This window comes from Plantibacter sp. M259 (assembly GCF_006065115.1).
Lineage (GTDB): Bacteria > Actinomycetota > Actinomycetes > Actinomycetales > Microbacteriaceae > Plantibacter > Plantibacter auratus.
Genome location: NZ_CP040750.1, coordinates 162,062 through 185,162, shown reverse-complemented (window position 1 = coordinate 185,162; position 23,101 = coordinate 162,062). Strand labels below are relative to the sequence as shown.

The 23,101-nt window shown below is 69.8% G+C and carries 22 protein-coding genes and 2 pseudogenes; 20 read left to right on the top strand and 4 right to left on the bottom strand.

The features are described 5' to 3' along the window. The first annotated feature begins 1 nt into the window (after nt 1). The 9 genes and pseudogenes from FGL15_RS00870 (at nt 2) to FGL15_RS00830 (ending at nt 9,214) form a co-directional block, all read left to right on the top strand. A complete protein-coding gene (locus FGL15_RS00870) occupies nt 2-2,113 on the top strand; it encodes a biotin carboxylase N-terminal domain-containing protein (protein ID WP_138944612.1) in 2,112 nt (703 codons plus the stop codon). Next, nucleotides 2,110-3,276 carry an acyl-CoA dehydrogenase family protein gene (locus FGL15_RS00865; protein ID WP_064294458.1) on the top strand — a complete coding sequence of 389 codons (1,167 nt, stop codon included), beginning with the start codon at nt 2,110-2,112 and terminating at the stop codon, nt 3,274-3,276. Before FGL15_RS00870 ends, FGL15_RS00865 begins: the two co-directional genes overlap by 4 nt. A gap of 7 nt (nt 3,277-3,283) precedes the next feature. Further along, nucleotides 3,284-3,781 carry a MaoC family dehydratase gene (locus tag FGL15_RS00860; protein WP_137243786.1) on the top strand — a complete coding sequence of 166 codons (498 nt, stop codon included), beginning with the start codon at nt 3,284-3,286 and terminating at the stop codon, nt 3,779-3,781. Further along, the gene (locus FGL15_RS00855) at nt 3,778-4,623 is read left to right on the top strand and encodes a CoA ester lyase (protein ID WP_138944611.1); all 846 of its coding nucleotides are present in this window, start codon (nt 3,778-3,780) and stop codon (nt 4,621-4,623) included. The genes FGL15_RS00860 and FGL15_RS00855 overlap by 4 nt, the downstream gene beginning before the upstream one ends. Nucleotides 4,624-4,794: 171 nt before the next feature. Further along, complete coding sequence (locus tag FGL15_RS00850; protein ID WP_138944610.1) at nt 4,795-5,874, top strand: aldo/keto reductase; 1,080 nt, start codon at nt 4,795-4,797, stop codon at nt 5,872-5,874. 70 nt (nt 5,875-5,944) lie between these two features. Beyond that, a complete protein-coding gene (locus FGL15_RS00845) occupies nt 5,945-7,312 on the top strand; it encodes a pitrilysin family protein (protein ID WP_138944609.1) in 1,368 nt (455 codons plus the stop codon). Then, nucleotides 7,313-7,915: a histidine phosphatase family protein gene (locus FGL15_RS00840; RefSeq protein WP_071262315.1), complete on the top strand. Its 603-nt coding sequence runs from the start codon at nt 7,313-7,315 to the stop codon at nt 7,913-7,915. It begins immediately after the preceding gene. 47 nt (nt 7,916-7,962) lie between these two features. Continuing rightward, nucleotides 7,963-8,780, top strand: a pseudogene (gene dapB / locus FGL15_RS00835) (4-hydroxy-tetrahydrodipicolinate reductase). Nucleotides 8,781-8,791: 11 nt separating this feature from the next. After that, on the top strand, nt 8,792-9,214 hold the full coding sequence (locus FGL15_RS00830) for a hypothetical protein (RefSeq protein WP_370281969.1): 423 nt from the start codon (nt 8,792-8,794) through the stop codon (nt 9,212-9,214). A 23-nt stretch (nt 9,215-9,237) separates the two neighbouring features. On the opposite strand, the gene FGL15_RS00825 is transcribed toward FGL15_RS00830, so the two are convergent. From FGL15_RS00825 to FGL15_RS00810, 4 genes and pseudogenes are all read right to left on the bottom strand, one after another. Further along, nucleotides 9,238-10,128, bottom strand: a complete 891-nt coding sequence (locus FGL15_RS00825; RefSeq protein ID WP_138944608.1) for a TIGR01777 family oxidoreductase — start codon at nt 10,126-10,128, stop codon at nt 9,238-9,240. 39 nt (nt 10,129-10,167) lie between these two features. Further along, nucleotides 10,168-10,592 (bottom strand): annotated as a pseudogene (locus FGL15_RS00820) (OsmC family peroxiredoxin). A gap of 128 nt (nt 10,593-10,720) precedes the next feature. Beyond that, nucleotides 10,721-11,221 carry a DUF4395 domain-containing protein gene (locus FGL15_RS00815; RefSeq protein WP_138944607.1) on the bottom strand — a complete coding sequence of 167 codons (501 nt, stop codon included), beginning with the start codon at nt 11,219-11,221 and terminating at the stop codon, nt 10,721-10,723. Beyond that, the gene (locus FGL15_RS00810; protein WP_138944606.1) at nt 11,218-11,652 is read right to left on the bottom strand and encodes a thioredoxin family protein; all 435 of its coding nucleotides are present in this window, start codon (nt 11,650-11,652) and stop codon (nt 11,218-11,220) included. Before FGL15_RS00810 ends, FGL15_RS00815 begins: the two co-directional genes overlap by 4 nt. A gap of 108 nt (nt 11,653-11,760) precedes the next feature. Between FGL15_RS00810 and dapA the strand changes: the two genes are divergently transcribed. The 11 genes from dapA (at nt 11,761) to FGL15_RS00755 (ending at nt 22,996) form a co-directional block, all read left to right on the top strand. Beyond that, the gene (dapA, locus tag FGL15_RS00805) at nt 11,761-12,738 is read left to right on the top strand and encodes a 4-hydroxy-tetrahydrodipicolinate synthase (RefSeq protein ID WP_124769516.1); all 978 of its coding nucleotides are present in this window, start codon (nt 11,761-11,763) and stop codon (nt 12,736-12,738) included. A 19-nt stretch (nt 12,739-12,757) separates the two neighbouring features. Next, the gene (locus tag FGL15_RS00800) at nt 12,758-14,434 is read left to right on the top strand and encodes a ribonuclease J (RefSeq protein WP_064294449.1); all 1,677 of its coding nucleotides are present in this window, start codon (nt 12,758-12,760) and stop codon (nt 14,432-14,434) included. Between the two features lie 147 nt (nt 14,435-14,581). Then, nucleotides 14,582-15,574: a hypothetical protein gene (locus FGL15_RS00795; protein ID WP_138944605.1), complete on the top strand. Its 993-nt coding sequence runs from the start codon at nt 14,582-14,584 to the stop codon at nt 15,572-15,574. Continuing rightward, nucleotides 15,571-16,275 (top strand): ABC transporter ATP-binding protein, encoded by a 705-nt coding sequence (locus tag FGL15_RS00790; RefSeq protein WP_079707092.1) that lies wholly within the window; start codon nt 15,571-15,573, stop codon nt 16,273-16,275. Before FGL15_RS00795 ends, FGL15_RS00790 begins: the two co-directional genes overlap by 4 nt. Beyond that, nucleotides 16,268-17,506 (top strand): ABC transporter permease, encoded by a 1,239-nt coding sequence (locus tag FGL15_RS00785; RefSeq protein ID WP_138944604.1) that lies wholly within the window; start codon nt 16,268-16,270, stop codon nt 17,504-17,506. Before FGL15_RS00790 ends, FGL15_RS00785 begins: the two co-directional genes overlap by 8 nt. A 58-nt stretch (nt 17,507-17,564) precedes the next feature. Beyond that, nucleotides 17,565-18,056 (top strand): GNAT family N-acetyltransferase, encoded by a 492-nt coding sequence (locus tag FGL15_RS00780; RefSeq protein ID WP_086473880.1) that lies wholly within the window; start codon nt 17,565-17,567, stop codon nt 18,054-18,056. Nucleotides 18,057-18,133: 77 nt separating this feature from the next. Then, on the top strand, nt 18,134-21,028 hold the full coding sequence (locus FGL15_RS00775; protein WP_138944603.1) for a DNA translocase FtsK: 2,895 nt from the start codon (nt 18,134-18,136) through the stop codon (nt 21,026-21,028). 2 nt (nt 21,029-21,030) lie between these two features. Beyond that, entirely contained in the window at nt 21,031-21,639 is a 609-nt protein-coding gene (pgsA, locus tag FGL15_RS00770) for a CDP-diacylglycerol--glycerol-3-phosphate 3-phosphatidyltransferase (protein ID WP_138944602.1), read from the top strand. Further along, a complete protein-coding gene (locus tag FGL15_RS00765) occupies nt 21,636-22,151 on the top strand; it encodes a CinA family protein (RefSeq protein ID WP_085513021.1) in 516 nt (171 codons plus the stop codon). Before pgsA ends, FGL15_RS00765 begins: the two co-directional genes overlap by 4 nt. A gap of 219 nt (nt 22,152-22,370) precedes the next feature. Further along, nucleotides 22,371-22,679, top strand: coding sequence for a helix-turn-helix domain-containing protein (locus FGL15_RS00760; protein WP_056012120.1), 309 nt, complete (start codon nt 22,371-22,373; stop codon nt 22,677-22,679). Between the two features lie 92 nt (nt 22,680-22,771). Beyond that, entirely contained in the window at nt 22,772-22,996 is a 225-nt protein-coding gene (locus FGL15_RS00755) for a DUF3046 domain-containing protein (protein WP_138944601.1), read from the top strand. Nucleotides 22,997-23,101: the final 105 nt, after the last annotated feature.

Here is a 23,101-nt window from a genome sequence, read left to right as displayed (position 1 = left end):
CATGACGATCCAGACACCGAACCGGCCGGGCCACGCATCCGCGCGTCCCTTCCGCTCCGTCCTCGTCGCGAACCGCGGCGAGATCGCCTGTCGCGTGATCCGCACGCTCGAAGCGATGGACATCGAGAGCATCGCGGTCTTCAGCGACGCCGACCGCGACGCCCCTCATGTCCGGCTCGCGGACCGCGCCGTCCGCCTGGGACCCGCGCCGGCCTCGGACAGCTATCTCGACGTCGACGCCGTCGTCCGGGCCGCCGTCACGACCGGGGCCGAGGCGGTGCACCCGGGCTACGGTTTCCTGTCCGAACAACCCGCGCTCGCGAGGGCACTCGCCGCTGCCGGGATCGTCTTCATCGGACCGGACGAGCGCGCCTTAGTCCTCATGGGCGACAAGATCCGGGCGAAGGACCACGTCGCGGCTCGAGGCGTCCCGATCATCGAGGGCATCGCCGACGCCTCGCTCGACGACGACGCGCTCGTCCGTGCCGGCGTCGCAATCGGCTTCCCGCTCATCGTCAAGCCGGCGGGCGGTGGCGGCGGCAAGGGGATGCAGGTGGTGGAGCGCGCCGAGGAGCTCCCATCGGCCATCGCCTCCGCGCACCGGGTGGCCGAGGCGGCCTTCGGCGACGCCACGCTCCTCCTCGAGCGGTTCGTCACGAGACCCCGGCACATCGAGGTGCAGGTGCTCGCGGACGCCCACGGTGCGGTCGTGCACCTCGGGGAGCGTGAGTGCTCGCTCCAGCGTCGGCACCAGAAGGTGGTGGAGGAGTCCCCGTCGCCGCTCATCGACGACCGCCAGCGGGCGCGACTCGGCGAGGCGGCCTGCACGGTCGCCCGGAGCGTCGGCTACCGAGGGGTGGGGACCGTCGAGTTCCTCGTCGCCGACGACCGACCCGACGAGTTCGCCTTCCTCGAGATGAACACGCGGTTGCAGGTGGAGCATCCGGTCACCGAGCTCGTCACGGGGCTCGACCTCGTGGAGTGGCAGGTGCGCGTCGCCGCTGGTGAACCGCTGACGATGACGCAGGAGGACGTCGTCCTGCGTGGTCACGCGGTGGAGGCGCGGCTGTACGCGGAGGATCCGTCGAGCGGCTTCCTGCCCCAGACCGGGGTGCTCGAGCGGGTGCGTCTGCCGCACGGGCCGGGCGTCCGCGTCGACGGCGGCATCCTCGCCGGGCAGTTCGTCGGCCCCTGGTACGACCCCATGCTCGCGAAGATCGTGTGCTGGGCCGAGGATCGCGGGACCGCGCTCCGGCGACTCGACGCCGCGCTCGCGGCGACGGTGGTCTTCGGTGTCCGCACGAACCTCGGCTTCCTCCGGCGGCTCCTCGCCGACGAGGACGTCGTCGCGGGACGACTGCACACCGGTCTCATCGCCGACCTGCTCGACGACAGCCCGTCCGCCGCGACGTCCGAGCGGGTCCTGACCGCAGGGGCGCTCGCCGAAACGGACGACCGACGATTCGAGGCCGCAGCGCGGACCGCCGGACTCGGGACGCCGTGGTCGGATCCGGGTGGGTGGCGCCTCGGCGCGGCAGCACCGACGCGACAGCACCTGCGTCTCGAGGACGGACGCATCGTACGCATCGAGGTGCGTGGGTCGAGCAACGACGCGAGCGTCTCCGTCGATGACGCGGCACCGACCCGGGCCGCGGTCCTCAGCCGGTCGGACGGCACCCTGCGGTTCGAGCACGACGGTGTCAGCACCCCGTTGGAGACCGTCCGCGTGGGGGACGAACGATGGATCGCGCTCGACGGTGCCATCAGTGTGGTGGAGGTGGTCACGCGTGAGGCGCTCCCAGCCGGCGGGGATCCGACCGCGGCCGGGGCGGTCGATCCGGAGGTGCGGACGCCGATGCCCGGCACCGTCACAGCCGTGCACGTCACGAGCGGCGACGCCGTCACCGCCGGTCAGCCGCTGGTCACCGTCGAAGCGATGAAGATGGAGCACCTCCTCACCGCCACGACCGACGGCATGGTCACCCTCCACGTCGCCACGGGTGGCACCGTCGCCGCCCGTCAGTCGGTCGCGACGATCGCCGCAGACCCCGTCGCAGCCCACCTGAACGCAGCCCCAACCGATGCAGCACCCACGAACGGAGCATCAGCATGAACACCGAGCTCAGCCCCGAGCACCAGCGGATCGTCGACACGGTCAAGGCGTTCGCCGACGAGGTCGTCGCGCCCGCCGCCTATCAGTACGACACCGAACGCCGTCTGCCGTACGACATCATCGCGCAGATGGGGGAGCTGGGACTCTTCGGGCTGCCGTTCCCGAAGGAACTCGGCGGCGGGGGGATGGACTACTTCGCGCTCTGCCTCGCCGTCGAGCAGCTCGGACGCGTCGACCAGAGCATCGGCGTCACCCTCGAGGCCGGCGTCGGCCTCGGAGCCATGCCGATCTACCTGTACGGCACCGACGCCCAGCGCGAGGAATGGATCCCGCAGCTCGCGAGCGGGCAGGCGCTCGCCGCGTTCGGCCTCACCGAGGCGCGTGCCGGCAGTGATGCAGGCGCGACGGAGACCACCGCCGAGCTCGTCGACGGTGAGTGGGTGATCAACGGCACGAAGCAGTTCATCACCAACTCCGGGAGCGAGATCACCCGTCTCGTGACGGTCACGGCCGTCACGGGGGAGCGGGTCCGATCCGACGGTCGGGTGACGAAGGAGCTGTCATCGATCCTCGTGCCGGTCCCGACGCCGGGCTTCACCGCGCTACCGCCCTACGACAAGGTCGGGTGGCACACCTCCGACACCCACCCGCTGCGGTTCGAGGACGTCCGGGTACCGGAGGGCAACCTGCTCGGCGAACGCGGGCGCGGATACGCCAACTTCCTCACGGCGCTCGACGGTGGACGGATCGCCGTGGCCGCGCTCGCCGTCGGAGCGGCCCAGGGCTGCCTCGAGGAGGCGATCCGCTACGCCAAGGAGCGGGTCGTGTTCGGTCGGGCGATCGGCGACAACCAGTGGATCGCCTTCCGGATCGCGAAGATGCAGGCGCGGGTCCACACCGCCAGGCAGGCCTACTACGACGCCGCGTCGCGCATGCTCCGGGGAGCGCCCTACAAGATGGAGGCCTCCATCGCGAAGATGGTCGCCGGGGAGGCCGCGATGGACAACGCCCGCGACGCGACCCAGATCTTCGGCGGCTACGGGTTCCTCAATGAGAACCCGGTGGCGCGGCACTACCGGGACTCGAAGATCCTCGAGATCGGTGAGGGCACCACCGAGGTGCAGCTCATGATCATCGCCCGAGAACTCGGCTTCGCGTCGTGAGGTCATGATGACCGATTCGTCCGAGACGTCGTCCGGCCCCGTGATCGAGCAGCGAGGTCTGTACTTCGAGGAGTTCGTGGTGGGTGCGACCTACCGCCATCGCCCCGGGCGCACCCTCACGGAAGCCGACAACGTCCTGTTCTCGACCCTCACGATGAACGGGCAATCACTGCACGTGGATGCCGCGTGGTCTGCGACCGGGCCCTTCGGGGAACGGCTCGTGAACTCGATGCTGACCCTCTCGACGCTCGTGGGGCTGTCGGTCGCGCAGCTCACCGAGCAGACGATCGTCGCGAACCTGGGCTTCACCGACATCGCCTTCCCGAACCCGATGCGCCACGGCGACACGCTGTACGCCGAGACGCTCGTGACGGCCAAACGGTTGTCGTCGTCAAGGCCGGGCGAGGGTGTCGTCACCCTGCTCCACACGGGTCGGAACCAGGACGGCGTCGTCGTCGCGACCGCGACCAGGAGCACGCTCGTCCAGTGCTCGGGTGCATCGTGACCGGCGCTGCGGCGTTCGACCTGGGGCCGGCGATCCTCTTCGTCCCAGCGGACCGTCCGGACCGCTTCGCGAAAGCGGCCGAGCGCGCGGATGCCGTCATCCTCGATCTCGAGGACGCCGTGGCCCCGGCCGACAAGCCGGCCGCCCGCCGGGCGATCGTCGACCATCCGCTCGATCCCTCGCGCACGGTCGTCCGGGTCGACCCGGCTGGGACCGTCGATTTCGACGACGATGTCGCGGCGCTCGCGGACACCGCCTATCGCACGGTGATGCTGGCGAAGACGGAGACGACCGCGGCGCTCGACCGGCTCGTGGACGCGATCCCGGACGTCCGGATCATCGCGCTGTGCGAGACCGCCGCCGGTGTCGTGCAGGCACCCGCGTTGGCCGTCCATCCTGCGGTCGTCGCGCTCATGTGGGGCTCTGAAGACCTCATCGCCTCCCTGGGCGGCACGAGCAGTCGGCGGGCCGACGGGCGATACCGGGACGTCGTCAGACAGGCGCGGTCGTCGGTGCTGCTCGCCGCGGGAGCCGCCGGGGTGGCCGCGATCGACGCGGTCCACCTCGATATCGACGATCTCGACGGGCTCGCGGACGAGGCGGCGGACGCGGCCGCCGTCGGCTGTATCGCCTCCGCGTGCATCCACCCCGGACAGGTCCCGACCGTTCGCGCCGCCTACCGCCCGGACCCCCGATCGGTGACAGCGGCGCGTGCGCTGCTCGACGCCGCAGCGGGAGCCGCCGGCGTGTTCCGGCACGAGGGACGCATGGTCGACGAGCCGCTCCTGCGGCACGCGCGACTCGTGCTCGCCCGTGCCGAGGTGTCCGTCGATCCGAGGTGATCGACCGACTCCCGCAATCGTTACGAATCAGTTGCCACCCGGTCGTGATGTCGTCCAGCCGAAGTCGCCGGTCTCCTCTAGCCTGGTGAGCAAGCACCGGCCCGTCGCGACACGCACGGATCCCGGCGGTGCAGCGCGTCACCGGTCGGCGGACCGAGAGAGGGGCAGAGGATGCCACACCTCTGGCGCTCGTCGAGCACCCGTGGCAGTTCTCTGGTCGGCGGAGCAGCGGACGGCGTCGACGACGACGCGAGTCGGCGTCCCGAGCAGCTCGTCCCGCACCCGTCCTTCCCGACGCCCGTCCAGGACCCCGAGCCCTCTGAGGCACCGAGGCGCACGATCGGCGACTCCGAGTTGTCGGTCTTCCCGGTCGTGCTCGGCGGCAGCGTGTTCGGGTGGACGGTCGACCCCGACACGACGTCGGACATCCTCGACCGGTTCCACGACTCCGGCGGCAACATGGTGGACACCGCCGACAGCTACGCGGGCGGACGCAGCGAGATCCTCATCGGCAACTGGATGCGGAAGCGCCGCAACCGGGACGACATGGTCGTCGCGACGAAGATCGGCCGGCACCCCGACTACCCGGGTCTCGGCTCGGTGAGCATCATCCGCGCGGTCGAGGCGGCGCTCGAACGGTTGCAGACCGACCACATCGACCTGCTGTCCTTCCACGACGACGACCCGAGCGTCCCGTTGGCCGACAGCCTCGGGACGGTCGACTGGCTGATCGAGACCGGCAAGGTCCGCTACCTCGGCACCTCGAACACGACCCCCGAGCGGCTGATGGAGGCACGGATCCTCTCGGCGAGCGGCTTCACCCAGTTCGTCGCGCTCGAGACGCACTACAGCCTCATGCACCGGGAGCCGTACGAGAGCACCCTCGCGCTCGTCGCGACGGCCCAGCACCTCGGCGTCCTGCCGTACTTCGCCCTCGCGAACGGCTTCCTGACGGGCCGCTACCGCACCCGTTCCGACCTCGACCCGAGCACCCGCGGCAGTCGCGCCGCGACCCATCTCCACCGCCGTGGGCTGCGGGTCCTGCACGTCCTCGACGAGATCGCGGAGGAGAACCGCTGCACGGTGGCCTCGGCCGCGCTCGCCTGGGCCATGTCACGTCCCGGCGTCGTCGCGCCCATCGCGAGCGCGTCCCAGCCGGCTCACGTCGACTCGCTCATCGCGGCCGCTGACGTGCGGCTGAGCCGCGGGCAGATCCTCGAGCTCGACCGCGTCTCCGGTCGCTTGCGCTGAGTCGACCGGCGGTCGCCTGCGCACGGTCGCTCGCGCGCGGCGCCCGGGAACCTGACGTATGGTTGGGGTGATGAACGCCGCCGTCGACTTTCCGCTCACTCGTCCCGAACTCGCGTTCACCGTATCCGGGGACGCGCTCGTCCGCCGGACGGTCCTGCCCAACGGGCTGCGCATCCTGAGCGAACACATGCCGGGCAGCCGTAGCGCGACGATCGGCTACTGGGTGGCCGTCGGTTCCCGCGACGAACAACCGGCGACCGCCGATCGACCGGCGACCTTCGGCTCGACGCACTTCCTGGAGCACCTCCTGTTCAAGGGCACGCCGTCGCGTTCCGCCCTCGACATCGCGGTCGCCTTCGACGCCGTCGGCGGCGAGCACAACGCGCTCACGGCCAAGGAGCACACCTGCTACTACGCCAAGGTGCGCGATCGCGACCTGCCGATGGCGGTCGACGTCATCACCGACATGCTCACCTCCTCGCTGCTCGACCCGGAGGAGTTCGAGAACGAACGCGGGGTCATCCTCGAAGAGCTCGCGATGATGGACGACGATCCAGGGGACGTCGCCAACGAGCGGTTCTTCGAGCGCGTGCTCGGCGAGCACCCTCTCGGGCGTCCCATCGGCGGTCACCCGCAGTCGATCATCGACGTCGGCCGGGACGCCGTCGTGGCGCACTACCGAGCCAACTACCGCGCGAACGACGTCATCGTGACGGCGGCCGGCGCCGTCGACCACGACGCGCTCGTCGCCCAGGTGTCCGAGGCGCTCGTGCAAGCGGGCTGGCCGGCGGACGCGGTGGCCGCGCCGGTCGCGCGTCGGACCCTGGCTCCTGCTGCCATCGTCGGCGGCTCGCCCCTCTCGGTCGTGCACCGGCCCACCGAGCAGGTCCACCTGCAGATCGGCGGAGCGGGCCTCATCGCGGGCGATGAGCGACGATTCGCCATGAGCATGCTCAACTCCATCCTCGGTGGCGGCATGTCCAGCCGCCTGTTCCAGGAGATCCGCGAACGGCGCGGGCTCGCCTACTCGGTGTACTCGTTCGCCGGCAGCTACTCGGACGCCGGCGTCTTCGGCCTCGCTGCCGCCTGCTCCACGGCGAAGGCGGCGACCGTCGCCGAGCTCATGCTCGCCGAACTCCACCGGCTCGCCGAGCACGGCGTGACGGACGAGGAGTTGTCGCGCGCGCTCGGCCAGCTGAGCGGCGCCTCGGCGCTGGCGCTGGAGGATTCGGACTCGCGCATGAGCCGCCTCGGTCGAGCGGAGCTGACCCTCGGCGAGTTCATCGACCTCGACGAGAGCATCCGTCGCCTGCAGTCCGTCGGTCAGGACGACGTCCAGCAGCTCGCGCAGCACCTCGCCGCGCAGCCCATCACGGTGTCGGCGGTCGGAGCCGTCGACGAGGACACCTTCGCTCCGATCATCGCGGGGGTGCGTTGAATGTCCCATTACCTGTATCTCGTCAGACACGGCGAGCAGCAACACGCTGAGCACGGCTTGCCCGACGGACCACTGTCGGCCCGCGGTCGGCGTCAGGCACAGCTGCTCGCGGAGCGCCTCGGCGGTGTCCCGATGACCGCCGCGTGGCACTCGCCGTTGCAGCGTGCCGCGGAGACCGCCCAGATCATCGCCGAGCGGATGCCGGCCGTCACGCCTGAGCCGTCGTCACTGCTCTTCGACTGCGTCCCGAGCGGTCGCACACCGGAGACGCCGTCGGCGTTCGACCCCTTCTTCGGCTCGATCACCGAGGCGGAGATCGAGGCGGGCGAAGCGCAGATGGCCGACGCCGCCGCCGAGTTCCTCTCGCCGAAGCGCGGTGACCATCACGAGCTGCTCATCACGCACAACTTCGTCATCGGGTGGCTCGTCCGCGAAGCGCTCCAGGCGCCCGCATGGCGCTGGGTGAGCATCAACCAGGCCAACGGCGGACTGACGGTGCTGCACCAGCGTGCCGGGCGTCCGTGGAGCCTCATCACCCACAACGACCTCGCGCACCTCCCCATGGAGCTCCGCACGGGTCTTCCCGAGCCGCACATCGTCTAGTCGGGCGGCCCGCCTCCTCCCGGACGGGCAGCACGTAAGCTGAGGGCATGACGACACGAGTGGCGCTGGCCGGCGCGAGCGGCAAGATGGGCCGACTGTTCACCAGCATCATCGGTTCACTCGACGACTTCGAGCTGGTCGCGTCGCTCGGTTCGTCGAGCGAGCTGAGCGAGATGGACGGGGCGGACCTCGTCGTCGACGTCACGGTCCCGGGTGTCAGCCAGCGGATCGTCGACCACGCCGTCGCTCAGGGCATCAACGTGCTCGTCGGGACGAGCGGTTGGTCGGCGGAGCGCATCCAGCGACTCGATCGCCGGCTCGCCGAGCTGCCCGAGCAGGGCGTCGTCATCATCCCCAACTTCTCGCTGGGGTCCGTCCTGTCGACGAGTCTTGCGACCGTCGCTGCGCGCTTCTTCGACTCGATCGAGATCATCGAGTCCCACCGCGACACGAAGGTGGACTCGCCCTCCGGGACCGCCGTGCGCACCGCCGAGCTGATGATGGCCGCGCGTGGCGACCGTGGGCCGGTCGCCGCCCCGCACACCGACCAGCGGGCGAGGGGACAGCAGGTCTCGAGCATCCCGATCCACAGCCTGCGGCTCCAGGGTGTCGTCGCCCGCCAGGAGGTCGTGTTCGGTGGTGTCGACGAACTCGTCACGATCACGCACGACACGATCTCGCCGGCGTCCTACGAGCGGGGCATCCGGCTCGCCCTCGTCGCCGCCCGCGACGCCCGGGGGTCACCGTCGGTCTCGACAGTCTGCTCGACCTCGGACTCGATCGCCCAGGGCCGGCGGGTCGGCGGCCCGCCCAGGGGGCGCCCGAGCACGTCTCCGGCCAAGCCGCGGCGGCCAGCGCCCTGTGAAGACCCGCGTCATGGTCGCGATCATCGCGGCCCTGCTCGTCCTCTACATCGTCCTCGTCGGGTACCGTGCCGTCGTCCTCCTCGGCACGGGTGAGCCTGTCGGCATCGCCATGGGTGCGGCGCTCATCGTCCTGCCGATCCTCGGCGTCTGGGCGCTCTGGCGCGAGATCGCCTTCGGGGTCGGCGCCGAGCGACTCGGAGTCCGCCTCGAGGCTGAGGGCGGCCTTCCGCCCGAGCAGGTCGAGACCCGCGAGAGCGGCCGGCCGATGCGCGATGCCGCAGACGAGCTGTTCCCGAAGTACCGCGACGCGGCCGAGGCCGCTCCCGACGACTGGCGATCCTGGTACCGCCTCGGACTCGTCTACGACGGTGCCGGAGACCGCCGCCGCGCACGGCAGGCCATCCGGCAGGCGATCCGGCTCTCGCGGAGCTGACCGGAGCGGCGGCGTCCCGTCGTTCAGTCGCGGGCGAGTGCTTCGGCCAACGCCTGCTCGACGGTCGGCGTGCTGAACGTGAAGCCGTCGTCCAGGAGCCGACGAGGTTCGACGCGCTGATCGCTCAGCAGCAGTCCGTCGGCGGCGTCGCCGAGGAGCGCCTTGAGGGCGAACTTCGGGACGCGGAGCAGATAGGGCCGGTTCATCCGTCTGGCGAGCTCGAACATGAGGTCGTCGGCGCGGGCGGCCTGCGGACCGCACAGGTTCACCGGTCCGGAGAGCGTCGAGGTCAGGAGGTGGGTGATCGCCCGGACCTCGTCCTGCAGCCCGATCCAGGGCCAGAACTGGCGGCCCGAACCGAGCGGACCGGCGACCCCGAACCGGGTGAGCGGTGCCAGCGGCTTGAGCACGCCTGCCAGGTCGACGACGATGCCGTTGCGGAGTAGCACGGTGCGGACGGCGTCGGGCGCCGCGAGCGCCGAGTCCTCCCAGGCGACGACGACGTCGGCGAGGAATCCGGCCCCTCTGGAGGAGTCCTCCGTGAGGGTCTCTCCGGGACGGTCGCCGTAGTACCCGACCGCCGAACCACTGAGGAAGGCGGCCGGTGGCTGCTCCGCCCGGTTCATGGCGTCGACGAGTGTCCGGGTGGCGCTGAGTCGTGACCAGAGGATCGTGGATCGGTAGGCCGCCGTCCACGGCAACTTGCCGAGGGAGGCGCCGGAGAGGTTGACGACCGCGTCGGCGCCGCTCACGACCGCCGGATCCAGCACGCCTGCCAGCGGATCCCACTCCGCTTCTCCGGCACCACGACCCGGACGTCGTACGAGCCGGACGACGTCATGGCCGTCGGTCTCGAGGGAGCGCCCGAGCGCCGTTCCGATGAGCCCGGAGGCTCCGCCGATCACGATGCGCATGCGCGTCGCCTTCCTGCTCGTGCTGCTGGACGGTGGTGGTTACGCGAGGCTGGCTTCGAGGGTGATCGGGATGCCGGCGAGCGCCTGCGAGACCGGGCAGCCGTCCTTCGCCGCCGTGGCGATGCGCTCGAAGTCGGCCTCGGAGATGCCGGGCACGACCGCGCTGACGAGCAGGTGGCTGCCGGTGATGCCGGTGCCGGGCGTGAAGGAGACCGCCGCGGTCGCCTGGATGCGCTCCGGCGGGAATCCGGCGCTCGTGAGTTCGTTGGCGAACGCCATCGAGTAGCAGGAGGCGTGAGCAGCCCCGAGCAGTTCCTCGGGGTCGTCGTCGTGTTGGAGCCCTCCGAGCGTGCCTTCCAGTCGACGGCGAACTCGGCCGCCTCGGAGGTGTCGAGGCTCGTGTGCCCGGATCCCTCGAAGAGCGTGCCGTTCCAGACCGTCGTGGCTTCGCTTGTTACCGCCATGGTGCAACCTCCATCGTCGGGCCGTGCAGGAGCGCATCGGCGCTGGTGTTCGTGGGGTCAGCCTAACCGGATCGACCTGGACGGTCACCCCGTCGACAAACGGTGTCGACAGGTGCTTCAGGCCACCGTCACGCTTGTCGTCCGACGACGCGGGCGCGGAGGAGGAGCACATACAGGCGGCAACCGAGGCAGAACCCGAACGCCGCGTTGAGGAAGGCGGCGACGAACGCGGCACCGGCGGAGACGGCGAGGGATCCCGGCAACCCGACGAGGTGCAGCACGAGTCCGATCGCGACCACCACGAGCCCGACGCCCTGCGCGAAGGTCGGTGGTTCAGGTGCCTCGAGTTCGACGGGCGGGCCGAGCCTCGGGCGGATGAGGCGTCGGAACACGACGCCGTACGGGTGGCGTCGGATCCCGGCGAACGCGCCCCACGCGAACAGGGCTGCGATGACGACGAGGAGGACGAAGGCCGGTTGGCCGGCCCGCGCTGGCAGCGTGTCGGCGAGCGGCGCCGTCAGCGCGAGGAAGACGGCGACGAGGAGGAGCACGGCGGTCACGGTCGCGCCGAACCGCGGGCTGCGCGGGTCGATGCCGGTCGGCTGTGGTGCTGGAGGGTTCGAGGTCATGCTGGTCTCCCGAGGAGGGATCGGAGCTCGCCGGCGAGCAGCGCACGGCGTGCGGCCCCGGAGAACCGACCGCGCACGATCCCGGCGCGGTCGAGGAGGAGGACGGTGGGCGTCTGCAGGACGGAGAAGCGGTCCGCGAGGTCGGGACGGTGGGTCAGGTCGACGTCGAGGACGCCCACGCCCGCCTCCCCGTCGGCCAGCTCGTGCAGCAGTCGTCTGGTCCCGGGGCACTGGGCACAGAACTCGGTGCTGAACTGCACCAGGGTGGCCGATCGGCCGAGCGGAGTGGTCGTCCCGAGTGCCGCCGACGAGAGGCGGTCCCCGTCGGTGCGGTGCGACGCACGCCCGCTCCGTGCACGCACGACCAGACCCACCGCCGTCGTGGACAGGACGAGGACGAGGATCAGCGAGAGGGCGGGCAGCGGGGACATGATGTCCGTCAGCATAGGTTCCGGGTGCCGGTCCCTCGGCCAGTGTGACGCGAGGTGACGGCCGTGCGGATGGTGACCCGCAAGAGGGAAACCCGATAGCCTGAGAGGGTGTCGCGTGCAGAGAACCCCTTCGGTCAAGTCCTCGTCGCCCTGGTGACGCCGTTCACCGCCGACGGCGAGGTCGACTGGAAGGCCGTCGAGCGACACATCGACGACGTCGTGACCGCGGGGGCCGACGGCATCGTCGTCACCGGCACCACGGGTGAGACCTCGACGCTGACGGACCCGGAGAAGGTCAAGCTCGTCGAGGTCGGCAAGGCCGTCGCGGGCGGGCGCGCGAAGATCATCACCGGTGGTGGCTCCAACGAGACGGCCCACGCCATCGAGCTCGCGAAGAAGAGCGAGCAGGCGGGCGCCGACGGCAACATGATCGTCACCCCGTACTACAACAAGCCCACCCAGGCCGGCGTGCTCACCCACTTCCGCATGATCGCCGACTCCACGGATCTACCGGTCATCCTGTACGACATCCCGGGGCGAACCGGCATCCCCATCACCTACGAGACGATCCTGCGTGCGGCCAAGCACCCGAACATCCTCGCGGTGAAGGACGCCAAGGGCGACCTCAGCGAGGTGAGCCGGGTCATGAACCAGACGGATCTCATGTACTTCGCGGGCGACGACGCCAACGCACTGCCGACGCTCGCCATCGGCGGCACCGGCCTCATCGGCGTCACGGCCAACATCGCGCCGACGCCCTACCGACACATGGTCGACGCGGTGAACTCCGGCGACCTCGCCGCGGCGACCGCCGCGCACCGGCAGCTCGAGCCGCTCGTGCGCGCGGTCATGACCCACGTCCCCGGCACCGTCGCCGCCAAATACATCTTGCACGGCCTCGGCCGGATCCAGAGCCCGCGGGTACGTCTTCCGCTGGTCGGTCCGGAGGAGTGGGAGGCCGCGCAGATCGAGGATGAGATCGACCTGGTGAAGGACATCCCAGGCGTCGACTTCCGCAACTTCCGGCCAGACCGCAACGCCGCCGCCGGTGGCGCGCTGCCCAAGGTCGCCGGTACGACTCGCTAGACAAACCAGAGGGGGCTACATGCCCAATACCATCATCGATCCGCCAGTCCTCGAGCCGGGGACGCTCCGCGTCATCCCCATCGGAGGACTCGGCGAGATCGGCAGGAACATGACCTGCTTCGAGATCGACGGCAAGATCCTGATCGTCGACTGCGGCGTGCTCTTCCCCGAAGAGCACCAGCCGGGCGTCGACCTGATCCTGCCCGACTTCACCTCCATCAAGGACCGGCTCGACGACATCGTCGGCGTCGTGCTCACGCACGGTCACGAGGACCACATCGGCGCCGTGCCGTACCTCCTGAAGCTCCGCAAGGACATCCCGCTGATCGGTTCCGGCCTGACGCTCGCGCTCATCGAGGCGAAGCTCAAGGAGCACCGCATCGTCCCCTACACCCTGCCGGTGAAGGAGGGCCAGATCGAGGCGCTGGGGCCGTTCGACCTCGAGTTCGTCGCGGTCAACCACTCGATCCCGGACGCGCTCGCGGTGTTCATCGACACCGACGCCGGCACCGTCCTCGTGACCGGTGACTTCAAGATGGACCAGCTGCCGCTCGACGGCCGCCTGACGGATCTCCGCGCCTTCGCCCGGCTCGGTGAAGAAGGCGTCGACCTCTTCCTCGTCGACTCGACGAACGCCGACGTGCCGGGATTCACGCCGCTCGAACGGTCCATCGGGCCGGTCCTCGACCAGGTCATCGCGAAGTCCGAGCGCCGCGTCATCGTCGCGAGCTTCTCGAGTCACGTGCACCGCGTCCAGCAGGTCCTCGACGCGGCACACGCTCACGGCCGCCGGGTCGCGTTCCTCGGTCGTTCGATGGTGCGAAACATGGGTATCGCAGCCGACCTCGGCTACCTGAACGTCCCCGAGGGCCTGCTCATCGACTACAAGAAGGCGAAGGACCTCCCCGAGGACAAGATCGTCTACATGTCGACCGGGTCACAGGGCGAGCCGATGGCCGTCCTCAGCCGGATGGCAAACCTCGACCACGCGATCGAGCCGGGCCCGGGCGACACCGTCATCCTCGCCTCGAGCCTCATCCCGGGCAACGAGAACGCGGTCTACCGGGTCATCGACGGCTTGACGAAGCTCGGCGCCACCGTCGTCCACAAGGGCAACGCGAAGGTCCACGTCTCTGGTCACGCAGCCGCCGGTGAGCTGCTCTACTGCTACAACATCCTCCAGCCGAAGAACGTGCTCCCGGTCCACGGCGAGTACCGTCACCTCGTCGCGAACCAGAAGCTCGCGATCGACAGCGGTGTCCCGGCGCAGAACACCTTCATCGGCGAGGACGGCATCGTCATCGACCTGAAGGACGGCGTCGCCAAGGTCGTCGGCCAGCTCGACGTCGGGCTCGTCTACGTCGACGGCTCGACCGTCGGCGAGATCACCGACGCCGACCTCAAGGACCGTCGCATCCTGGCGGAGGAGGGCTTCATCTCGGTCATCGTCGTCGTCGACTCGAAGACCGGGCACATCATCTCCGGCCCCGAGGTGCACGCGAAGGGCTTCGCCGAGGACGACAAGGTCTTCGCCGACATCAAGCCGAAGGTCGCCAAGGCACTCGCCGAGGCGGCGGAGAACGGCGTCCGCGACACGCACGCGCTGTCGCAGGTGATCCGTCGGACCGTCGGCCGCTGGGTCAACACGTCCTTCCGCCGCCGCCCGATGATCGTCCCGCTCGTCATCGAGGCCTGATCACCGGTCGGGTCCGCTCGGTCCCACCCGCCAGGAGGCGGTCGAACATCATTCGCGAGGGTGATGTCCGGCCGCCTTCCGCGTTGCTACCGTGGAATCCCCTATGGCCGCTCGTCACTCCGACTGCGGTGGATTCCGGAGGTCGGCGTGGGCATTGTCCGCACCTGGGTGTTCCCCATTCTGAAACTGCTCGTCTTCGCCGCGATCGCGGTGGCGCTCGTGAAGGTCGCGTTCTTCCCGGACGCACCGCAGGAGGAGGGGCCCACGCAGCCGACCGGGAGCCTCGTGGAACCACAGGTCCAGGCGGCGCTCGGCACCGTGATCAACACCGTCTCGGTGGAGGGCCAGGTCGTCGCCGACCCGGCCAGCACGGCGAAGTCGACCGTCGCCGGCACCGTCGACGAGGTGTTCGCCGCCAAGGGGGCCGTCCTCGCGGAGGGTGATCCCATCCTCGACGTCAAGACGATCGACGAGGAGGGCAAGGAGCGGTACGTGCAGGTGACCGCGCCGGTCGCAGGCACCCTCGGCAACGTCAAGCTCATCCACGGGCAGTCCGTCCAGATCGGCGACGCGGTGGCGCAGGTGTCGCCGGCCACGTTCTCCATCACCGGGGCGTTGAGCGCCGACAAGCAGTACCGCCTGCTCACCATCCCCGGCGAGGCGACGGTCACCATCAACGGCGGCCCGGCCCCGTTCGTCTGTCCGGCGGTCCGCGTCACGACGCCGTCGAGCGGTGGCGACGAGGAGGAGCCGACGACGGGCGGTGGAACCGGGCAGACACCCGGTGCCGGCGGAACCTCCGTCACCTGCGCGGTGCCCGGTGACGTCCGGGTCTTCGCCGGGCTCGCCGCGACGATCGAACTCGCTGGCGGCGTCGCCGAGAACGTCCTCGTGCTCCCGACGACCGCGGTCAAGGGCTCGGCCGGAACCGGGACCGTCTGGGTGGTGGGCGCCGACGGTGCGCAGGAGGAACGGCCGGTCACGCTCGGACTGAACGACGGACAGCAGGTGCAGATCGTCGACGGTGTCGCCGAGGGCGACTCGGTGCTCCAGTTCGTCCCTGGCGCCGTCGCACCGGCGCCCGAGGGGTGCACAACGCTCCCGGACGGCAGCATGGCTTGCGACGGGTCGGTCGGGTGACGCTCCTCGAACTCCGCGGGGTCACCAGGGTCGTCCAGATCCCCGATGCGCCGCCGCTGACGATCCTCGACGGTGTCGACCTCGAGGTGCACGAGGGCGATCGCGTCTCCATCGTCGGCCGATCGGGTTCGGGCAAGTCGACGCTCCTGAACCTCCTCGGCCTGCTCGACAAGCCGACCTCCGGGTCGCTCGTCTTCGACGGACGACCGGCGGAACGCCTCGGCTCCGGTGCGCGCGACCGACTGCGTGGCGCCCAGATCGGCTTCGTCTTCCAACAGTTCAACCTCCTGCCGGGACGGACCGCGCTCGAGAACGTGACGACGCCGCTCCTCTACGCCAGCGGACGCTCGTTCTGGCGCCGCCGGGAGATCGCCGCCGCGATGCTCGAACGCGTCGGACTCGGCGACCGCCTCGACGCGATGCCGACGAAACTGTCCGGCGGCGAGCAGCAGCGCGTCGCCATCGCACGGTCGCTTGTCCGCGGGCCACGGCTCATCCTCGCGGACGAGCCGACCGGTGCACTCGACGTCGAGACCGGCACCTCCGTCATGTCTCTGCTCGACGAGGTGGCGACGTCCACGGGGGCCGCCCTGGTGACGATCACCCACGACCGGGCGATCGCCCGCCTCGCGACGACCCACCACCGTCTCGACCACGGCGTACTCACCCCCGACCACGAACTGGAGGCCGCGGATGTCTAGGATCCTGACCTCGATCGTCGGAGCGGTCGTCGAGGCCGCCCAGGAGCTGCGGATCCATCGTGGCCGGGTCATCCTCTCGCTCATCGGCGTCGGTGTCGCGGTGTGCGCCCTCACGAGCATGGTCGGCATGTCGTCGCTCGCGGCGCAGGCCCAGACCGAGTCGCAGGAACGCTACGGTGGCCGACCCGCCACGCTCATGGCGTCGGCCTACGGCACCGGAACGGAGCAACCCGACCCGGAGACCTACATCACGGCGGTGCACGACCTCGCCGAGCGGTACGGCATCGGGTACGTCTCGCAATCCGGCAGCACTCAGCTCAACGTGCAGTTCGCCGATGGGACGGTGGCGGTGCCGGCGACCGTTGTCGACGTCCCGTACGGCGAGATGCACCGCATCAGACTCGACGAGGGCACCTGGTTCCAGGAGGACGACGGCGACCGCCTCGCACCCGCGATCGTCGTGAACCCGGCGTTCTGGCAGCGCCTCGGGTCGCCGCCCATCGAGGCGCACCCGACGGTCACGGTCCACGGTGAACACCCGGTCACAGCCGTGATCGTCGGGGTGTACGCGAGCAACGAGTGGGACACCGAACCGCAGCTGTCGATCCTGCCCGCGGGGACGGCGCTCATCGGTCCGGTGGCCGGCGCCGAGGAGGGCATGGGCCAGCCCGGTCAGCTGCCGCAGTTCGAGTTCTGGGTCCCGAACGCGGACGCCGAGGCCTTCACCCAGCGGATCCAGTCCGACCTGCGTGCCGAACTCGGTGACGCGTACAGCGTCGACGTGTTCCGCAACGATTTCGGCCAGACGGGGGAGGACCCGCTCCTGTCGTTGAAGCTCGTGGTCGGTGCCGTCGCCGGACTCATCCTCCTGCTCGGGGCCCTCGGGCTGATCAACCTCTCGCTCGTCACCGTCCGCCAGCGGATCCGCGAGATCGGGATCCGACGCAGTTTCGGGGCGACCGCGCCGCGGGTGTTCTTCGCCGTGATGATGGAGAGTGTCGTCGCCACCTTCGTCGCCGGGGTCATCGGTGTCATGCTCGCCGTCGCCGTCGTGAAGAGTCCGATCGTCGAGCAGTTCATCGGTCAGGGGCTCGTGACGGACTTCCCGCCGTTCCCCATCGAGGCGGCGGTGCTCGGACTGGTCAGCGCCACGGCCGTCGGGGCGATCGCCGGGCTCCTCCCGGCGCTCGTCGCCGTCCGCGTGAAGGTGATCGACGCCATCCGGTACTGAGCTCTGGCGACCCCTCACACGTCATCTGCTCGAAACACCGGTGGCGTACCATCCGTCCATGGCGGTCTACTCGATCCGCGAAGCCGCGGTGGCTGATGTGCGCGTCCTCACCGACATGATGGTCGAGGCGGCGAACTGGAACGCCGTCGCGCCCCGTCCCCGGTCCGCCGTCCTCGCCGATGCGCAGCACACCCGGTATGTGCACGGCTGGCGTCGACCCGGCGACGCCGGGGTCGTCGCCGTCGGGCAGGACGGAGCGCCCGTCGGCGCGTGCTGGTATCGCCTCTTCCCATCCGATGCACCCGGGTTCGGGTACGTGGCGGGCGGTGTCCCCGAACTCATCCTCGGGGTCAGCCCGATCCACCGCGCCCAGGGCGTCGGACGGCAGTTGCTCCGTTCGACCGTGCAGCTCGCCAGAGCAGCCGGGTACCAGCGCATCAGCCTGAGCGTGGAGCGGGCGAACCACGCCGTCTCCCTGTACCGCACCGAGGGGTTCGCGACCGTCGACCGGCGGGGGACCCGCGACACGATGGTCCTGAATCTGCGCTGACCGCCCGGCGGATCGCGGATCGTGGACACCCCGCCAGCTTGCAGGGCTGCGTCGGTGGCGACGAGTACCGTGAACGCATGGCCGCACGTTCCAACTCGACCAGCCGTTCGCGCAGCGCTTCCTCGCCGAGTGGCGCTTCGTCGCGCACAACGAGCACGAAGACGAACACCAAGCCCGGCCCCAAGGCGGGCGCGTCGACGACGAAGCAGCAGAAGACCGTCGCCTATCCGGCCGCCGAGGAGCAGCGCAGTGTGCTGACCTCGATGTGGCTCGGTCTCGCGCACGGCGTCGGAGGAGCGGTCCGCGCCCTCGGTCCCGAGCGCATCGCCAAGGAGGACCGTCGCGACGGCTTCCCCTTCCTGCTCTTCCTGCTGGCCGTCGTCGGTGCCGTCGTCGAGTGGTTCGGCGCGGCCGACCCGATCGCCCAGACCTTCGACGCATGGTCGTTCGGCGGCCTCTTCGGCCGACTCGCCTTCGTACTCCCGGTCATCATGATCGTGTTCGCGGTCTGGCTGTTCCGGCACCCGGCCTCGGTCGACGACAACGGCCGCATCAGCATCGGCCTCGGTCTGCTCCTGATCAGCATCTCGGCGCTCTGCCACATCCACGGCGGTCAGCCGAACCCGAGCCAGGGCCTGCCCGCGCTGGCGCAGGCCGGCGGTCTCCTCGGGTGGATCCTCGGCGCTCCGCTCGCCGCGATCATCACCCCGATCGGCGCGACCGTCCTGATCTCGCTGCTGATCCTCCTCAGCCTCTTCATCGTGACCAAGACGCCCCCGAACCGCGTCGGTGCCCGCGTGCGGCAGTTCTCCACCTGGATGTTCGGCGAACAGCCGGAGGCACCTGAGGGAGAGCCCGCAGAGCCGAAGAGCGCGCGGACGAAGCGACTCGACGACCTCGACGAGGAGCAGGACGAGCCGGCGGCCCTGCCGTGGTGGCGTCGCAACACGAGCCGTCGCGAGGACGACCCGACGTTCGAGGACCCGCTCATGGGCGACAACATGACCGAGCTCCTCGGCCTCGAGAAGCCGTCCGGCGGGTTCGACTCGCCGCTCGAACCGGTGGCCGCGCCTGCCGCGTCGCCGAAAGCCGCACCGGTGCACGACGCCTTCGGCTCCGAGCTCCTCGGCGACCTCGAAGCGGCGGAGAGCGCCGTCAAACGGTTCAACACGGGTGAGATCAAGCCGCAGACGGGTCTGCACGACGACAGCATCCCCGGCGCAACCGAGGTCATCGAAGACCTCGACCCGGCGCTCCTCGGTGCACCCGACCAGATCGACTTCTCGGCGCGCCCGATGGCGCAGCAGGGCCAGGACGACACGCCGTACCGTCTCCCGTCCGCGGGGACCCTGGCGGCGGGGGAGCCCGCGAAGACGCACAGCGCGGCCAACGACGAAGCGGTCGCCGCGATCACGAGCGTCCTCGACCAGTTCGGCGTCGACGCGAAGGTCACGGGCTTCTCCCGCGGCCCGACCGTGACGCAGTACGAGATCGAGCTCGGCCCAGGCGTCAAGGTCGAGCGCGTGACGGCGCTCAGCAAGAACCTCTCCTACGCCGTGGCGTCCAACGAGGTCCGCATCCTCTCGCCCATCCCGGGGAAGAGCGCCATCGGTATCGAGATCCCGAACACCGACCGCGAGATCGTGACCCTCGGCGACATCCTGCGCTCGACGGCGGCCACGAACAGCAACCACCCGATGACGATCGGCGTCGGCAAGGACGTCGGCGGCGGCTATGTCGTCGCGAACCTCGCGAAGATGCCGCACCTCCTGGTCGCCGGCTCGACCGGCTCCGGCAAGTCGGTCTTCGTGAACTCCATGATCACCTCGCTGCTCATGCGCGCGAAGCCGAGCGAGGTGCGCATGGTCCTCATCGACCCCAAGCGCGTCGAGCTCGCGCCGTACGCGGGCGTCCCGCACCTCATCACGCCCATCATCACGAACCCGAAGAAGGCGGCGGAAGCGCTGCAGTGGGTCGTGAAGGAGATGGACATGCGGTACGACGACCTCGCGAGCTTCGGGTACCGGCACATCGACGACTTCAACAAGGCCGTCGTGGCCAACGAGATCGTCCTCCCCGCGGGCAGCGAACGCGTGCTGAAGCCCTACCCGTACCTGTTGGTCGTCGTCGACGAGCTCGCCGACCTGATGATGGTCGCCCCCCGCGACGTCGAGGACTCCATCGTCCGCATCACGCAGCTGGCCCGTGCGTCCGGTATCCACCTCGTCCTCGCGACGCAGCGTCCGTCGGTCGACGTCGTCACCGGCCTCATCAAGGCGAACGTCCCCTCCCGCCTCGCCTTCGCCGTCACGAGCGTCACCGACTCGCGGGTCATCCTCGACCAGCCGGGCGCCGACAAGCTCATCGGTCAGGGCGACGCCCTGTTCCTGCCGATGGGTGCGAACAAGTCCATCCGCGTGCAGGGTGCATGGGTCGGCGAGAACGAGATCCAGCGGGTCGTCGAACACGTCACGAACCAGGCGCGGCCGGAGTATCGGAAGGACGTCCAGGCCGTCGCTGAGCGCAAGGAGATCGACGCGGACATCGGCGACGACCTCGAACTCCTGCTCGCCGCAGCGGAGCTCGTGGTGTCGACGCAGTTCGGATCGACCTCGATGCTCCAGCGGAAGCTCCGGGTCGGTTTCGCGAAGGCCGGCCGGCTCATGGACCTCATGGAGTCCCGCGAGATCGTCGGCCCGTCCGAGGGCTCGAAGGCCCGCGACGTCCTCGTCACCGCCGAGCAGCTGCCGGGGGTCCTGGCCCGTCTGCGCGGCGAGGACGACGGTCCGACCGCTCCGGCCCCTGCGGCGGCGGCCTCGACAGCCGCCGCGGCAGCCCCGGTCGTCGGTGCCGCCGGCGGCGTCGAGCCCGACCGCTACGGTGCGGACCCGGTCGAGGCCCAGTTCCAGGACTATCCTGAGGTCGAGGGCGGTTCTGACGAAGACGCCTGGAGTCTCACCGGTCGGGAGTAGACATGACGGCATCGAACGCGTCGGCTGCTGCGCCGCGCATCTCGAACTGGAACCTCCCGAACGCGATCACGGTCGCGAGGATCGTGCTCGCGCCCGTGTTCATGTGGATGCTGCTGGCGGACGACGGTTCCGACGGCGCACTGCGGTGGTGGGCCGCCCTGCTCTTCGTCGTGGCGATCGCGAGCGACGGCATCGACGGACACATCGCCCGCAGTCGCAACCTCGTGACGGACCTCGGCAAGATCCTCGACCCGATCGCCGACAAGGTGCTGACGGGTGGAGCGCTCGTCGCGTTGTCGATCCTCGGCGAACTGCCGTGGTGGGTCACGATCGTCGTGCTCGTGCGCGAGATCGGCATCACCGTCCACCGCTTCATCGTCATCTCCGACCATGTCGTCGCCGCCGCGTGGATGGGGAAGCTCAAGACCCTCGCGCAGGCGGTCGCGATCTCGCTCGCCCTCGCGCCGTTCTGGGTGCTCCTCGGTGGCTGGGTGCTCTGGGTCAACGCGGTGTTCATGACCATCGCCGTGCTCCTGACCATCGCGAGCGGCATCGACTACGTCGTCACCGCCGCCCGGGGGTCGCGCGCCGACCGGCAGGTCAAGCGATGACGTCCGATGCTGTCGAGTCGGCCGACGCCGGTGCCGCCTCGGCGGTCCACGCCCTCATCGACGCCCGGTTGACGATCGGTGTCGCGGAGTCCCTGACCGGCGGGCTGCTGGCCGCGGCGCTCATCAGCGTCCCCGGCGCCTCCGCGACGGTCCGAGGCGGTGTGGTCGCGTACGACACCCGCCTGAAGCACTCGTTGCTCGGAGTCGACGCCGGCCTCCTCGCGCTCCATGGCGCCGTGCACCCGGAGGTGGCCCTCCAGATGGCCGACGGCGTGCGCCGTGCCCTGGCGATCGACGGGCTTCCAGCCGACGTCGGTATCGCCACGACCGGCGTCGCAGGACCTGATCCGCAGGACGGCCAGGCCGTCGGGACCGTTTTCGTCGGCATCGTGACGCGAGCGGGTGGACGGGTGGTGCCGCTCACCCTGGACGGAGGCCGTCAGGAGATCCGACACCGGACCGTGGAGCTGGCGTTGGAAGCCCTCGTGCGCGAACTCGGCGCACTCGAGTGAACGCCGACTCCGATCGGCGGAATACCGTCCGTTTCCATCGCGTTACAGATGACGTATTCACAAGAAAAGCCCAGTGATCCTGGTTACTGTTCGGCATACGGTGGTTGTAATGTTGGCCATCCACGAACGAGACGGCGATCAGCTGGGACAACGTGAATCCGCGTTGCAGAAGCAGAGCGCTGTACGACACGAGGTCGTAGAGCACAGAGGGAGGGTCACGTGGTTCTAGTCCGTCAAGAGATCGGCGACGTGCTGAGGGACTTCCGGTTGCAGAAGGGTCGCACGCTGCGCCAGGTGGCGAGCAAGGCGAGCGTCGCACTCGGATACCTGAGCGAGGTCGAACGAGGCCAGAAGGAGGCATCGAGCGAGATCCTCGCCTCGGTGGCCGACGCCCTCGACACCCCCATCTCCGTCATCATGCGAGAGGTCGGAGACCGCCTCGCGGTCATCGAGGGTCTCTCCCCGAACATCCCGGACACCGTTCCGGACGAACTGGTCAACGAGCTGGACGAACTCGTCTCCCGCTGATCGAGCGAGCACGGCAGGAGAACGCCCCGGGATCCCTCTCCCGGGGCGTTTCCGCGTCCGGACGGACGACGGAGGAAGGGACAGGAGCAGGAATGAAGCTGAGTGAGTTCAGGACGGCCGTCGCCGACGAGTTCGGCGCGGCGTACGGAGCGGTGCTCACCGGTGACCTCGGACTCACCGAGTTCGGCTCGAAGACCGCCGAGGAGGCGTTGCGCGCCGGTGTCCCGCCCCGCGACGTCTGGATCGCGCTGTGTACCGCGACCGACGTGCCGGAGGAGCGACGCCACGGCGTCGGACGACTGCAGCCGGGCGCGTAGCGCGTCCCACGTCACGGGCGAAGCGGTCTTCGACACGCCGCCCGATCGGTATCGAACATCCGTTCTAGTGGTGCTAGTGTCCTCCACAGGATCATTCGTGAGTGC